Origin of the sequence: Sphingobium sp. SA2, assembly GCF_032227065.1 — a bacterium.
Classification (GTDB): Bacteria; Pseudomonadota; Alphaproteobacteria; order Sphingomonadales; family Sphingomonadaceae; genus Sphingobium.
Window position 1 is genome coordinate 1,340,994 of record NZ_JAPMXX010000006.1, and the last position, 14,107, is coordinate 1,355,100.

A 14,107-nucleotide genomic window follows, 5' to 3' on the forward strand; every position below is an offset into this window, starting at 1 on the left:
TAGCTGCCTGTCGCCCATCGACCATTGTTGGTCACCCCTTCACACCATCCCCATCCCTGATACCGGTCATTCATTTCGACGGCGGGTCGAAGAGTGAATGACGAAATCTCATGGTTAGCGGACAGCCGAAGCTCAGGCCCGCCAGTTCTCCAAGCGCCTCAAAACATAAGCAGGAATAAGGCTGGCAGTGCCGATATTCTCTCGGCGCAGCGTGAAGTCGAACGTCAGGCCCTTATCGCGAATGGTGAAGCTACAATCGAACCTCTCATGCCCATTGATGTCTGGCGAACCTTGGCACGAGGGAACTCGCCAGTTGGGCGGTAGGCTTTCAACACCCTCGCGGGGAACGAGGTAGAAAAGGGAACCGGCCTGTCCCGGCGTCCCCTCCTCGCCCACGAGCCAATACACCCTGTCCCACCCGGTAGTGGGGTCACGCTGTCGAAGTTTGCCGTTGGCGAGTTCCTCTCGAACCTTAGTAATGTCGCTGCTCCGGTCAGCAGGAAACTCGCGCGCTTCCATTCCGCCAAGCACATTGACCACCATGTCGGCTTCAACATCGCTCGAATACCCGTGAAAGAAGCGATTGTAGCCCTGCACACCGCCCGAAAGTTCAGAGGCCGGAAGCAAGAGCCAAACGGACTCATCCGGTTCCTTATCCAGCCCTTTGACGCCTACGAGCCACGGCACGCTGAAGTTGCGCACGAACTCGTATTTGTGGGGAACAGCGTAGGGCGCGTCGTTGAGCCGGTAGCGCGTAGAGCCGAGATAGGATTCGGCCATAGCTGCCGCGCCGATGCTTGCGATTGCGAGGACAAAGATGTGGGCGCGTTTCACCGCCGCATGGTTCCCCATTTGTCGTATGTCCGCAATGGGGCGGTGGCCGACCGTCTGCTTTTCTAACACCTGAACCTGAACGAATGACCGCTTCCAAGAAGCAGAAATCGCCCTCTGAACGGCGACAAGTGGCGCATACCAGCCATTAGGCGGGAGACGCCCTACAGCCCTCCCGCCCACACCCTCTTTACCGCAACAACTCCCGCGCAATCGTATTGCGTTGAATCTCCGACGACCCCTCGTAGATCCGCGTAATCCGAATGTCGCGGTACAGGCGCTCGATCGCAAAGCCCCGGCAATAACCTGATCCACCGAAAATCTGGACTGCCGTGTCGACCGTGCGGCTGCCGGCTTCGGTGGCGAACAATTTGGCCATGGACGCCAGCTCACGTTTTTTCTCACCCTGGTCGTAGCGCCAGCAGGCGTCGAGCAGGATCAGGCGTGCAGCGCGCATGTCCGTCGCCATGGTGGCGATATAGTGGCGGATCGCCTGAAAATCGGAGATGACGCCGCCAAAGGCGGGGCGCTGTTTCGATTCCTCGATCGCCAGTTCCAGCGCATATTCGCCCATGCCGACGGCGGTCGCGCCGACATTCATGCGGCCCTCGTTCAGGCCTTCGAGCGCATAGTGGAAGCCGCGCCCTTCTTCGCCGAGCAGGGCGTCGGCGGGCAATTGGCATTCGTCGAAGGTCAGTTCATAGACGCCCGGCGTTGCGGTGCCCATCAGTTCGATCGTGCCAGTGACGGCAAAGCCGGGCGTGTCGGCGGGCATTAGGAAGGCGGAAATGCCGCCGCGTGGCCCGGCGGCCTTGTCGGTATAGGCATAGACGATCACATATTTGGCGTTCTTGCCGTTGGAAATATAGGTTTTGGAGCCGTTGATGACCCAGCCGTCGGCATTGCGGGTGGCGGTGGTGCGCATCGAGCCCGGATCGGAGCCGCTATTGGGTTCGGTGAGGGCAAAGGCGATCGGGATTTCGCCTGACACCATGCCAGGGATCAACTGCTGCTTTTGCGCTTCCGAGGCATGATAGACGATGTTGCGCGCGCCCGGACCCATGAGCGGGCGCAATTCGGTCCAGAATTGGGGGGGAAGGCGGGCGAGTTCTATCTGCACTGCCGCCTGCGCGAGTGCGCCGAGGCCCAGGCCGCCATATTCTTCCGGCAGCGACAGGCCGAAATAGCCATTATCGACCAGCGTTTGCCGCACGATCGGCGGCACTTTGCCGGTGGCCTGAAATTCCGTTTCATAAGGCAGCAGGTCGCGCACGATGGCGCGGGTGACGTCGCAAAATTCCTTGATGTCGTCGGGCAGTTCAAAGTCCATGGGTGCCTCCTTTTTATCCGAATCCGTCGGGCGGCCGTGCGCGCCTCTCGCTAATGGTCCTACCATTACGGTAATGGTCAGTCCATTAGAATTTCGGCTGATTTGGGCAAGGGGCCGCTGTCCTTTGGGGCAGTTGTCCGGTAAGGCCGCGGTCGCCCGATGACGCCACAGCGCGCGGGCGCAGGGTAACAAGAGTAAGCGGCATGGCGACCGATCCATTCGACCTCAATTTGCGCCACCTGCGCGCGCTGCTGGCGATCCGCGAACATGGCAGCATCACCGCCGCCGCCGATGTGGTCAGCCTGTCGCAACCGGCGCTGACGCAGGGGCTGGCCAAGCTGGAGCGGCAGTTCGGCTACACCTTTTTTGAGCGTCGGTCGGGCGGGATGGTGCCAACGCCCATGGGCGAGATCGTGATCGAGCGGGCGCGCGCGGCGCTCGATCATCTGTCGCAGGCGGCCAAGGGCTTGTCGGGCGTGTTCCATTATCCTGAGCGGCTAATGACGATGACGCAGTTGCGCGCCTTTCTGGCGTTGGCGGAGGCAGGGAGTTTCGCGGCGGCGGCGCATGGTAGCACTCTGTCGCAGACGGCGGTGCATCGCGCGGTCGGCGACCTGGAGCAGATGATCGGCGGGAAGCTGGTCGAACGGCGGGGGCGGGCGGTGTGGCTCAATCCGGCGGGGAAAAGGCTGGCGCGCGGGACAAGGCTGGCGGTGGCGGAGATCGTCGCGGCGCTGGCGGACATCGGGCGCGATAGCGGGAGCGGGAGCGAGCTGATCGCGTTCGGGGCGCTTCCATTGGCGCGGCCTTATCTGGTCCCCGCCGCCATGGCGCGGATGGCGCGGAGCGATCCGCGCGCGGCGTTCAAGGTGCTGGAGGGAAGCTGGCGCGAGCTGGTGGAGCCGCTGCGCGACGGAGTGATCGACATGGTGGTCGGCGCGTTGCGGCCGTTCGAGATTGCTGATCTTTATCAGTTGCCCTTGTCGGAGGATCGACTGGTGATTGCGGCGGGGAGCCAGCATCCGCTGGCCAAGGTGGACAAGCCGACGATGGAGCAACTGGCCAGCTATCCCTGGATCGTCGCGCCTGCCAATTCGCCGTTGCGCGAACAGTGGGAAAAGCTGTTCGGGGAAGGCAAGGTGCCAGCGACGCCGGTCGAGTGCGGGTCGGTGATGATCATCGGGCGGTTGCTGACGGAGGGGGATTTCCTGACGCTGCTGTCGCCCGATCAGGTGGCGCTCCAGATCCGCAGCGGGCTGCTGACGCAGGTCGGGCCGCCGCTGGAAGGCAGCAAGCGCGTGGTGGGGATCACGACGCGGCGCAGTTGGCGCCCCACAGCGACCCAGCGCCGCTTTCTCGACATGCTGAGCGAGGCGGCCAAGGGCGAGCGCGTGGCAGGCGCGCCGCCGGACTTGCGGGAATCGGGCTGGGTGTGAGGCTATCGCGGGTTGTTGGCCTCAAGCGCGGCGATGCGGCCCTTCAGACGATCAGCGAGCGAAGGGCGGATCGGCTGTCCGGCGAGCAATTTGCGCCATGTATTGTAACTGATGCCGAAGCGGGCGTTAAGCGCTTCGTCGGTGCGGCCAGTCACCAGCCTTTGCATCTGGAGGATCATCTCCTCCTCCAGATGCACGCCATTGCTGTTGTCCTGCTGCACGATGCGCGCCTCAGTCCAGGTTGATCCAGACCGCCTTCGTTTCCAGATAATCCTCGATATGGTGCGCGCCGGACTCGCGGCCGAAGCCGCTCATGCGATAGCCGCCGAAGGGGACGGCGGGGTCGAGCATCTGGTAGCAATTGACCCAGACGGACCCGGCGCGGATGCCGCGCGCCATGCGGTGCGCGGTGGCCAAGTCGCGGGTCCATACGCCGCCTCCCAGGCCAAATTCGGTGGCGTTGGCGCGGGTTAGAACCTCCTCTACGTGCTCGAATGTGAAGGCGGAGAGCACCGGGCCGAAAATCTCTTCCCGCGCGATCGTCATGTCGTCGGCGACATGGGTGAAGATGGTGGGTTCGATGAAATAGCCTGCATCATAGCCCGCGCCGCTCATGCGATTGCCGCCGGTCAGCGGGCGGGCGCCTTGCGTGTTGGCGCTGGCGATGAAGCCGAGGATCTTGTCCATTTGGGGCAGGGAAACGACCGGCCCCATCTGGGTGGTCGGGTCCAGGGGGTCGCCGACCTTGATCGTCTTCGTGAAGGCGGCCAGGCGCTCCATGAATTCGTCGTGGATTGTGCTTTGCACGAACAGGCGCGTGCCCGCGCTGCAAATCTGCCCGGCATTGGCGAACACGGCCATGGCGGCGGCAGGGACGGCCTTGTCGAGATCAGCGTCGGCAAAGACGATGTTGGGCGACTTGCCGCCCAGTTCCACCGTTACGCGCTTCATCGTTCCGGCGGCGGCGTGCAGGATTTTTTCACCGACGCCGGTGGAGCCAGTGAAGGCGATCTTGTCGACGTCCGGGTGGCTGGAGAGCGCCGCGCCTGCATCGCCAAGGCCCGTGACGATGTTGATGACGCCGTCCGGTACGCCCGCTTCCAGGCATAGTTCGCCAAAGCGCAGCGCGGAAAGGGGCGTCTGTTCAGCGGGCTTCATGACGAGGGTGCAGCCGGTAGCGAGTACCGGCCCCGCCTTCCACACCGACATGCCGATCGGGCCGTTCCATGGGTTGATTGCTGCGACCACGCCGATCGGTTCCTTGAGCGTCTGGGAGAGGACGTCGCCCATCGCGCTATTGTCGATCGTGTCGCCCGCGATCAGCGTTGCCTGCCCCGCATAATAGCGCAGCAATGCGCCTGCGCGGGCTTTGCCCATGATCGTGCGGCTATAGGGTGCGCCAAGGTCCAGCGTGTCGAGCATCGCCAGTTCCTCGAAATGCTGCTCCACCAGATCGGCGAGGCGCAGCATGATGCGCTGGCGCTCCACCGGCTTCATGCGCCGCCATGGTCCCTCGAACGCGGCGCGGGCCGATTTGACCGCGCGGTCGACATCCTCCGCCCCGCCCTGCGCAACGGTAGCCAACAGATCGCCGGTGGCGGGGTTGCGGGTCTCGAAACGCTGCCCCGACAAAGCGGGGACGCGCTGGCCGCCGATCAGCATGTCCTGATGCGGGGTGTCGAGCAAGGCGGGGCGCGGGGGGATGATGAGTTGGGTCATGGGAGCTTCTTTCAGGCGGCGATGTTGGATGTGACGGCGTCTTGCAGGATGAACTGTGCCGCGCGCTGGGCGATCATCATGGTGGGGGCGGAGGTGTTGCCGCTGATGATGTCGGGCATGACCGATGCATCGACGACGCGCAGGCCGGATACGCCGCGCACGCGCAGGCGATTGTCCACGACGGCCATCGGGTCGCTGTCCGGCCCCATCTTGCAGGTGCCGGTCGGATGATAGGCAGTGTTGACGATCTTGCGCAGGGCGGCGCCGATCTCGGCGTCGCTTTGATGCTGCGCGCCCGGTTCGATTTCTGCGCCGGTCATGGCGGCGAGCGCGGGCTGGGCGAAGATATGGCGGCAGGCGCGAAACCCGGCGATCAGCGTCTGCATGTCATAGGGATCGGCAAAGAAATTGGGATCAATGACCGGCTTGTCCTCCGGCCGGTTGCTGGCCAAGCGGACCGACCCGCTGCTTTTGGGACGCAGCAACTGAATGAGCCCCATATAGCCGTGGCGGCGGGGGACCGAACGGGCGTCGAGCTTCAGCCCGGCGAGGAAGGTGATCTGGATGTCCGGGCGACCCGTTCCGTCGGTGCAAAGGAAACCGCCGGCCTCCGCGACATTGGACGCCAGCATCCCTTCGCGTTTCAGCAGATATTTGAACGGGCTGGCCAGGATGCGGGGCAGAACCTTGGCCGATACGGCATAGGATTCCGCCGACGGGTTCTCCATCGCGACATGGACGGTGGGATGGTCCTGCAAATGCGCGCCGACGCCGGGCAAATGGTGGACCAAGTCGATGCCCATCTCGCGCAGATGATCCTGCGGCCCGATGCCTGACAGCATCAGCAGTTGCGGCGAATTGGTCGCACCCGCGCACAGGATGATTTCCCGCCGGGCGGCGATGGTGCTGCGCGCGCCGCCCGTCTCGATCTCCAGCCCTACCGCGCGACCCCGGTCGAACAGGATGCGGCGGACCATGGTGTCCGCCATGACGGTCAGGTTGGCGCGATCCAGCACGGGGTGGAGGAAGGCGCGGGCGCTCGACAGGCGGGTGCCGTTGCGTTGGTTGAGGTCGTAACGGCCAAAGCCGTCCTGCCGATCGCTGGCGAAATCATCATTGCGGCGATGCCCGGCTTGTTCTGCCGCGTCGACGATGGCGGCGCTGACGGGGTTCCAGCTTTTGGGCTTCTGCACGTCCAGTTCGCCGCCCTTGCCGTGCCAGGGCGTATCGGGACCGGCGTAATTTTCGACCGCCTTGAACGCGGGCAGGACATCGTCATAGGCCCAGCCATCATTGCCCGCATCGGCCCAGGCGTCATAGTCCGCCCGTTGCCCGCGAATGTAGACGCCACCGTTGATGGCGCTGCATCCCCCGAACAGCTTGCCGCGCGGAAAGTTGATCGTACGGTCGTTGACGGCGGCGTTGCCGGTCAGCGCCTGTTTCCAGTTATATTTTGCGTGCGGCAGCAGGAAGATATTGCCGACCGGCATCGCGGTCTTGAGGTTCACCGGCCATTGTTTGTCGGATGGCCCGGCTTCGATCAGAGTGACGCGGTTGGCCGGGTCGGCGGACAGGCGATTGGCCATCAGGCTGCCCGCCGAGCCGGAGCCGATCACGATATAGTCGAAGCTGTCGCTCATATCTGTGCATCCTTGCGGCCGATGGCGGGCACATGGCCCCGCACGGCGATGAAGCCCAAGGCGTTGACCAGCATCAGGGCGGCGAGCGCGCCGAAGAAGCCGAGATTGCCCCAGTCGATGAGGAGCGCGCCCGCCACCGCGCTGACGATCGCGCCGACCCGGCCCGCCGCGCCCATCAGGCCCAGGCCACGGGCGCGCAGGCCGGTGGGGAAAGCGTGTGCGCCCACCGCGAACATGGCCGACTGGGCTGCACTGGCGAACAGGCCGAGCGCACCGAGGCAGGCAAGGACAGCCCCTTCGTTCCGCGCGCCGCTGATGGGGAGCAGGGCGAGGGTGGCGCAGACGGCCGCCCCGACGATCGCCATCAGGATCAGCACCGGGCGCGATCCGAAGCGGATGATGGCCAGCGACGCGATCATCGCGCCGGTGGTGCCACCAATGTTAAAGCTGGTCAGGCCAAGGCTGGCGGTCTGGAGGCCGAAGCCCGCGCTGGTGAGCATGGTCGGCGCCCAGTTGAACATGAGATAGATCATGAACATGCCGGAGAACATCGCCACCGACAGCGCCAGCGTGTCGCGCAACAGCGCCTTGCCGAACAGGTTGCGCATCGGTTCGTAGCGGGGCGCTTCCCCGGCGGCGAGGGGGCTGTGGGCGACAGAGGTGGGATCAGGGTGGCCGATGCGGCGCAAGATGCGGTCGAGTTCAACGGCGCGATCCGGCCGGTCCGCCAGATAGCGGGGGGATTCGGGCAGGATGAACCAGAGCCATGCGACGAAGATCATCGTCACGCTGCCGCCGATATAGAAGAGCCATCGCCAACCAAGGCCCGGCAGGATAAGCGCGGCCGCGACCCCGCCCAATATCCCGCCGATCGACACGCACACCACGCCGAAGGTGACGGCGACGCTGCGCCAGCGGACGGGGGTGAATTCGGCGATCATGGCGCTAGCGGTGCCGGGGACGCCGCCAAGGCCCACGCCCGCCAGCGTCTTGAGCGCAGCAACCTGCCACAATGCCGTGGAAAAGCCGGTAAGCAAGGTCGCAATGCCGAAGATGGCGACGCCGATGATGAGCGCGCCGCGCCGTCCGAAACGGTCGCCGACCCAGCCCGACGTCAGCGTGCCGATGGCCATGCCGACAAAGCCCAGCGCGAACACGGACCCCAATGCCGTGCGGTCGATGCCCCATTCCTGGAGCAAGGAGGGCGCGGCTAGGCCAAGCATCTGATTGTCGAGGCCGTCGAGAATGACGGTCGCGGCGATCATCAGCACGGACCAGATCTGGTAGGACGACATGGGTATGTCATCCAGCATCCCCTTACTGCTGCCTTTCATTGGGACGACCGCCAACACCTTCTCCTTATCCTGGGCCATGTGTGGCCGCTCTATTCATTTATCGACAGGCAATTGAAAAACCGGAATATCGCAATCAGATGTCGAGGACGAGGTTGGCACTTTTCGACCCCGAACAGCAGACCATGATCGACCTGTTGGCGGCTTTGTCGTCATCCGACAGGAAATGGTCGCGATGGTCGGGAATGCCGTCCAGCACCTTGACCTCGCAGGTGCCGCAAATCCCTTCGGAACAAGCGAAGCCGACATTGACACCGGCGCTGAGCAGCGCGTCGAGCATCGTTTCGCCTTCTTCCACCGCGATGGTCTTGCCGCTCCTGGCCAGTTCCAATGTGTAGCCGCCCTCGGTCGCCATTTCGGTTTCGGCCGAGAAATATTCGATATGGGCATGCCCCTTGGGCCGGTCGCAATTGATCGCCATGAAAGCATCGAGCATCCCGCCCGGACCGCAGCAATAGAGATGCGCGTCGGCCGGCGCAGCGGCGCAGATGGCTTTCAGGTCCAGGCGGTGGCCGCCCGGAATGCCGTCATAGGCGATTTCCACCTGGTCATAATCGGACAGGCGATCGACATAGGCGGCGCGCTCAGGCGAGGCGGCGACATAATGGAGTTCCCAGCTACGTCCAAGTTTTTCGAGGCGCGCGATCATGGGCAGCATCGGCGTGATGCCGATCCCGCCACCGATCATCACGGTGTGGCTGGCATCCTCCACCATCGGGAAATTGTTTTTCGGTTCCGAAATGTCGAGGATCTGGCCGACCTGCCATTTTTCATGGATGTGGCGCGATCCGCCGCGACCGTCGATCGCATGATGGACGGCGATCTCGTAATAGCCGCGAATGGCGGGGTCATTGACCAACGAATAGCTGCGCGCCAGACCGGGGGAAAGCTGGACGTCGATATGCGCGCCGGGATCGAAGGGCGGCATCAGCCCGCCATCGACGGCTTCGAGGATGTAGCTGTTGATCCCTTCGGCCTCCCAGCGGATATTCTTCAATCGTACGCGCATCACCCTCTCCGTCCGGTGCGATGCGTCTCTTGGCAGGGCCGGGGCGCCATGGATCGGCGAACCGGACAAACCGCAATGCGTGTCGTCACCTCTATCATCCTTGTCCGAGGCACCGGGGCATGGATCGCCCCGGCCCTTATATATGTGTCACTCAGCCGCTTCGACCTTGTCGGGCCAGCGTACCGCCTTGGCCAGTGCCGATTCATAGGCGTTGGCGAGCGTGTCGCTGGGGTCGTGCAGGAAGGAGCCGGCGCGCGCACGGTAGAAGATGCTGGGGTCTTCGATCCCCGGTGGCAGCTTGCCCTTGTTGGCGAGCGCGCGGGCGGCGAGCAGCACACGGCGGCGCACGCGGGCGATCATCTGGTCGGTCGGCGCCAGATTTTCAAAGCTGTGGTCGGTGATCGGTCCCATGCTTTCGGTCACCGCCTGATCCTGCATCGTGATGTTGGGGATGCCGGTGAACTGGGTGCCGTTGCGCTGGGATTCCCGGTCGATCGCCCAGTCATTCTTCTCGCTATCGGGCGAGCGCCAGCGGCCAAACCAGTCGGTGGTCGTCGGCGCATATTCCAGCGGCGCGAACAAGGGCGTGCCGTCCTTGAGTGTCGACGTATAGGCCGGGTTGCCCGCGTCCACGCCGCAGGTGATGTCGAACAGCATCGAATGTTCGTCGTCCATCGGCACCCAGGCGCGGGCGATCGCGCGGGTGGCGAAGCGATTGTTGGGCGTCTGCGTCCAGAAGGGGAACATATAGTGGGCGACGCGCCAGCTCATCTGGCCATCATCATTCGGGCGATAGCCTCCATACATGACGCCCCAGTCGGCCTGCGCCACTTCATAGTCGGGCGCGCGGTTGAGGACGGTGGGACGCATCGGATGATCCTCATCCAGATCGTCCGCCTCGATCGATCCGACATGCAGGAAGCCGACATGGCTGGTGTCGATGTCGCCCTCCAGCGCCTGAAGCCAGTTGCAGTCGCGCTGCAGGCACCAGATTTCGGCGTCCGAGTGCATCGTTGCTTCGATTTCCGGCAAGGGCGGCGGCGCGGACTGGTTTTCGCCCATATAGACCCAGATCAGGCCGTTGGCTTCGTGCGTCTTATACGCTTTGGCATGGACCTTGTCCTTGAAGTCCATGCGGGCGGGGACGGACGGCATGTCGACGCACTTGCCGTCGACGTCGAACTTCCAGCCATGATAGACGCAGCGTATGCCGTTTTCTTCATTGCGGCCGATGAACAGCGATGCGCAGCGATGCGGGCAGCGATGGTCCATGATGCCCACGCGGCCTGAGCTGTCGCGAAAGGCGATCAGCTTTTCGCACAGGATCATCAGGCGCAATGGATCGCCGTCAGCGGTAACTTCGGACGAAAGGCAGGCGGGCAGCCAATATTGGCGCATCATCGTGCCCATGACCGTGCCCGGTCCTACCCTGGTCATGTCTGCGCTATCTGTGGACTGCATGAGTTTTTCAGCCTCTTCCTTGCTTTTCGTTATCGGCGCGGCGTGAATCGAAGCCAGCGCCATTCCCTGATCCCTGACTAGAGCCACTGCACGCCCCGCCCCAATCGGAATGTGGTCGGACCATTCAATAACCGGGACGATGCTATTGCGCCTCTTTTGTTTTTGCTGCTTCACGGTTGGCAGACGGCATCAAGCCGTGTTGTCAAGGGAGAGTCCGGGAATGCCTTTCAGCTTCAAAACATCCTGCGCCATGGGCGCGATCATCGCCGCGATGACGAGCGTTTCGGCCTTTGCGCAGGCCGATCAGCCAGTGCCGCAGGACGCCGCGCCCCAGCAGGCGATCTTCCCCGAAGACATCGTCGTCACTGCCGAGCGGCGCGAATCGACGGTGCGCGAAGTGCCTTTTTCCATTGCGGCGTTCGGCGGCGAATTGCTGCGCGAAGCGCAGGTCTACAGCCCCGCCGCGCTGACGCAGCAGATGCCGGGCATCACCATCAACACCGCCGACAAGTCGCTGTCGATCGTCGCGATCCGTGGCAATGTGTCGACATTCCGTACCGCCACGCTGGACACGCCGGTCGCCTTCTTCATGGACGACGTCTATTATGTGTTCAACAATGACCTGAACGCCAATTTCTACGACACCGACCGCGTCGAAGTGTTGCGCGGCCCGCAGGGGACATTGTTCGGGCGCAACGTGGTAGGCGGCGCGATTGCCGTCATCACCAATAATCCCAAATTTGAGGACGACTATTTCGCGCAGGTCACTGGCGGCAATGGCGGCTTCGTGCGGACCGAAGGGATGCTGAACGGCGCGCTGGTCGAGGACAAGATCGCCGCTCGCTTCGCGTTCAGCACCGAACATAGCGATGGCCTGATCGACACGCCCAACCAGTCGGGACGTTACGGCAAATATGACAGCTATTCGGCGCGCGGCAAGCTGCTGTTCCAGCCGACCGATAGGCTGCAGGTCGTCCTGTCGGGCGACTATAGCTATACCAAAGGCAATGGCGGCGCGATCCAGCTCGGCATTGGCGGCAATCAGGTCATCCCCGATACGTTCGGCGCCTATACCGACGACGAATGGACCAATAACGACTTCGTATCGTCACCCTATCGCCAGCGGCTGCGCGGCGGCTATCTGCGCGGCGACCTTGACCTGCTCGGCGGCACGCTGACGTCGATCACCGGCTATCGCATGAACGACAGCCGCGCGATCAATGACGACGTGCCGGTGGGGACGGTCGTGCCGGTGTTCGACCGCCGCCAAGTGGTCAAGAACCGCAGCTTCACGCAGGAAGTGCGCTTCGCATCGGCACCGGGCCGCTTCTCCTATGTCGTGGGTGCCTATTTCCTGTCGGCGGATGTTTCGACGACCAACATCTTCTTCTACAGCCCGCTGCCCGGATCGGCCGTGCCCGGCAGCATCCGCCGCAATCCTGACGTCACCAACATCACGCGCGTCCAGGACGGCAATGTCCGCAGCCTGGCCGTGTTCGGCGAGGCGACGTTCGAAATCACTGACAATCTGGCCGTGGTCGCGGGCGGTCGTTATACGTCGGATCGCAAGAAGGTCGATTATCGTGCCTTTTCGACGACGGATGCAGGGACCATTCCCGGTTTCGGTTTCCCCGGCGAAGTGCGCGCATCGGGCGGCCGCACCTGGGATGCCTTCACGCCGCGCTTCACGATCAAGTTCGAGCCGACCGAACAGATCAACATGTATGCGACCTATGCCAAGGGATTCAAATCGGGCGGCTTCGTCGACAATGCCTATCGCGACCCGACCATCCCGCTGGCGCCGGAAAATGCCGAAAATTATGAAATCGGCGCAAAGTCCCGCCTGTTCGACAACAGACTGGATCTGAACGTCGCGCTGTTCCACCAGACGACCAAGAATCTCCAGAATTTCTCCGGCGCGGGCGGTATTGCCCATACCTATAATGGCACGCTCAAGATGAAGGGCATGGAGGTCGAATCCGTCATTCGACCGGTCGAGGATCTACGCCTGACCGCCAATTATACGCATCTGGTCGGCACCTATACCGATCTGCGCGATCCGCTGGTGAACCTCGATTATTCGGGCAATCCCGCCAAGTTCGCACCGCGCGACAGCTTCACCGTCGGCGCGGCCTATACCGGGCGGCTGGGCAATGGCGCGACGCTGACGCCGCAGGCGGATTTCAACTTCTCCACCCGCATTTCGACCGACGACGCCAATACGCTGCGGCTTTATGACAATCTGCATCGCGATACGCGCGGCCGGACACTCAATGCCCGTCTGAATTATGAAACAGCCGATGGCCGGTTCCAGATCGGCCTGTGGGGCAAGAACCTGACCAACAATTATCAGATCGTGAATGCGGACGACATCACCGCCTTCCTGGCCGTACCGGGCAATGGCACGACTTATTGGAAGATCTTTACCAACACGCCGCGGACCTATGGCCTGACGCTGTCGATCCGCCGCTGACGAACGGCATGGGCGGGGAGGGCGCGGCCTTCCCCGCCATTTTATTGCAGGACGATATCATGAGCGATCATTTCACGCTGCCTGCCAATGGCAGCTTTTCCTTTGCAGGTCGCACCGCGCTGGTGACCGGCGGCGGCCGTGGTGTGGGCGAGGCGGTGGCGCGCGAAATCCACGCCGGGGGCGGTCGCGTGGCCGTCAGCGATGTGGACAGCGCTGTGGCGCAGGCGGTCGCGGCCTCGCTCGATCCGTCGGGCGCGACGGCGATCGCCTTGACGCTGGACGTGCGGGAGAAGGCGCATTTCCTCGCTGCGCGGGATCAGATGGCGGGCCTGTGGGGCAAGGTCGACATCGTGGTGAACAATGCCGGCTTCGCCAAGCGCACGCCGACGCAGGACATCAGCCCCGAAGAGTTCGACGCGATCGTGCAGATCAACATGCGCAGCGTATTCCTGAGCTGCCAGATATTTTCCGACCATATGCGCGAGAATGGCTATGGGCGGATCGTCAATATCACGTCGCTCGCCGGGCAGAATGGCGGGACGGTGGCCTCCCCCCATTATGCCGCGTCCAAGGCCGGGGCGATCATGCTGACCAAATATTTCGCCCGCTATCTGGCCGGGACCGGCGTGACCGTCAACGCCATCGCGCCGGGACCGATCGACACGGCCAAGGCGCGACTGTCGGCGGAACAGATCGCACAGGTCGAGGGCGAGGTGCCGGTCGGCCGCTTCATGGAGGTGGGCGAGATTGCGGCGGCGACCGCACTGCTGGCTTCGGATCGCGGTGGGTTCTTCGTGGGCGCCACGCTGGACATGAATGGGGGGCTATATTTGCGGTGATCCCGCTTTACCGTCTT

At 63.3% G+C, this 14,107-nt stretch carries 11 protein-coding genes; 3 read left to right on the plus strand and 8 right to left on the minus strand.

The features are described 5' to 3' along the window. Positions 1-132: 132 nt before the first annotated feature. Positions 133-780, minus strand: coding sequence for a hypothetical protein (locus tag OVY48_RS14225; protein WP_313923300.1), 648 nt, complete (start codon positions 778-780; stop codon positions 133-135). A gap of 241 nt (positions 781-1,021) precedes the next feature. Then, the gene (locus OVY48_RS14230; RefSeq protein WP_017181774.1) at positions 1,022-2,161 is read right to left on the minus strand and encodes an acyl-CoA dehydrogenase family protein; all 1,140 of its coding nucleotides are present in this window, start codon (positions 2,159-2,161) and stop codon (positions 1,022-1,024) included. Positions 2,162-2,364: 203 nt separating this feature from the next. Between OVY48_RS14230 and OVY48_RS14235 the strand changes: the two genes are divergently transcribed. Next, positions 2,365-3,597 carry a LysR family transcriptional regulator gene (locus OVY48_RS14235; RefSeq protein ID WP_069066034.1) on the plus strand — a complete coding sequence of 411 codons (1,233 nt, stop codon included), beginning with the start codon at positions 2,365-2,367 and terminating at the stop codon, positions 3,595-3,597. A 2-nt stretch (positions 3,598-3,599) separates the two neighbouring features. On the opposite strand, the gene OVY48_RS14240 is transcribed toward OVY48_RS14235, so the two are convergent. The 6 genes from OVY48_RS14240 to OVY48_RS14265 form a co-directional block, all read right to left on the minus strand. Further along, a complete protein-coding gene (locus OVY48_RS14240) occupies positions 3,600-3,818 on the minus strand; it encodes a hypothetical protein (protein WP_062732878.1) in 219 nt (72 codons plus the stop codon). Between the two features lie 10 nt (positions 3,819-3,828). Further along, positions 3,829-5,316: an aldehyde dehydrogenase family protein gene (locus OVY48_RS14245; RefSeq protein ID WP_069066035.1), complete on the minus strand. Its 1,488-nt coding sequence runs from the start codon at positions 5,314-5,316 to the stop codon at positions 3,829-3,831. An 11-nt stretch (positions 5,317-5,327) separates the two neighbouring features. Next, a complete protein-coding gene (locus OVY48_RS14250) occupies positions 5,328-6,956 on the minus strand; it encodes a GMC family oxidoreductase N-terminal domain-containing protein (protein ID WP_313923301.1) in 1,629 nt (542 codons plus the stop codon). Continuing rightward, positions 6,953-8,329, minus strand: coding sequence for an MFS transporter (locus OVY48_RS14255; protein ID WP_313923302.1), 1,377 nt, complete (start codon positions 8,327-8,329; stop codon positions 6,953-6,955). Before OVY48_RS14255 ends, OVY48_RS14250 begins: the two co-directional genes overlap by 4 nt. 55 nt (positions 8,330-8,384) lie before the next feature. Then, positions 8,385-9,317, minus strand: a complete 933-nt coding sequence (locus OVY48_RS14260; RefSeq protein ID WP_313923303.1) for a PDR/VanB family oxidoreductase — start codon at positions 9,315-9,317, stop codon at positions 8,385-8,387. 147 nt (positions 9,318-9,464) lie between these two features. Next, complete coding sequence (locus OVY48_RS14265) at positions 9,465-10,754, minus strand: Rieske 2Fe-2S domain-containing protein (RefSeq protein WP_313923304.1); 1,290 nt, start codon at positions 10,752-10,754, stop codon at positions 9,465-9,467. Positions 10,755-10,998: 244 nt separating this feature from the next. On the opposite strand from OVY48_RS14265, the gene OVY48_RS14270 reads away from it, so the two are divergent. Continuing rightward, a complete protein-coding gene (locus tag OVY48_RS14270) occupies positions 10,999-13,251 on the plus strand; it encodes a TonB-dependent receptor domain-containing protein (RefSeq protein WP_313923305.1) in 2,253 nt (750 codons plus the stop codon). A 59-nt stretch (positions 13,252-13,310) separates the two neighbouring features. Beyond that, positions 13,311-14,090, plus strand: a complete 780-nt coding sequence (locus OVY48_RS14275; RefSeq protein ID WP_313923306.1) for an SDR family NAD(P)-dependent oxidoreductase — start codon at positions 13,311-13,313, stop codon at positions 14,088-14,090. Positions 14,091-14,107 lie beyond the last annotated feature (17 nt).

Bases quoted from the DNA above. Each gene is read 5' to 3' on its own strand.
- OVY48_RS14225 (WP_313923300.1), bottom strand. From the start codon at position 780: ATGGCCGAATCCTATCTCGGCTCTACGCGCTACCGGCTCAACGACGCG.
- OVY48_RS14230 (WP_017181774.1), bottom strand. From the start codon at position 2,161: ATGGACTTTGAACTGCCCGACGACATCAAGGAATTTTGCGACGTCACC.
- OVY48_RS14235 (WP_069066034.1), top strand. From the start codon at position 2,365: ATGGCGACCGATCCATTCGACCTCAATTTGCGCCACCTGCGCGCGCTG.
- OVY48_RS14245 (WP_069066035.1), bottom strand. From the start codon at position 5,316: ATGACCCAACTCATCATCCCCCCGCGCCCCGCCTTGCTCGACACCCCG.
- OVY48_RS14250 (WP_313923301.1), bottom strand. From the start codon at position 6,956: ATGAGCGACAGCTTCGACTATATCGTGATCGGCTCCGGCTCGGCGGGC.
- OVY48_RS14255 (WP_313923302.1), bottom strand. From the start codon at position 8,329: ATGGCCCAGGATAAGGAGAAGGTGTTGGCGGTCGTCCCAATGAAAGGC.
- OVY48_RS14260 (WP_313923303.1), bottom strand. From the start codon at position 9,317: ATGCGCGTACGATTGAAGAATATCCGCTGGGAGGCCGAAGGGATCAAC.
- OVY48_RS14265 (WP_313923304.1), bottom strand. From the start codon at position 10,754: ATGACCAGGGTAGGACCGGGCACGGTCATGGGCACGATGATGCGCCAA.
- OVY48_RS14270 (WP_313923305.1), top strand. From the start codon at position 10,999: ATGCCTTTCAGCTTCAAAACATCCTGCGCCATGGGCGCGATCATCGCC.
- OVY48_RS14275 (WP_313923306.1), top strand. From the start codon at position 13,311: ATGAGCGATCATTTCACGCTGCCTGCCAATGGCAGCTTTTCCTTTGCA.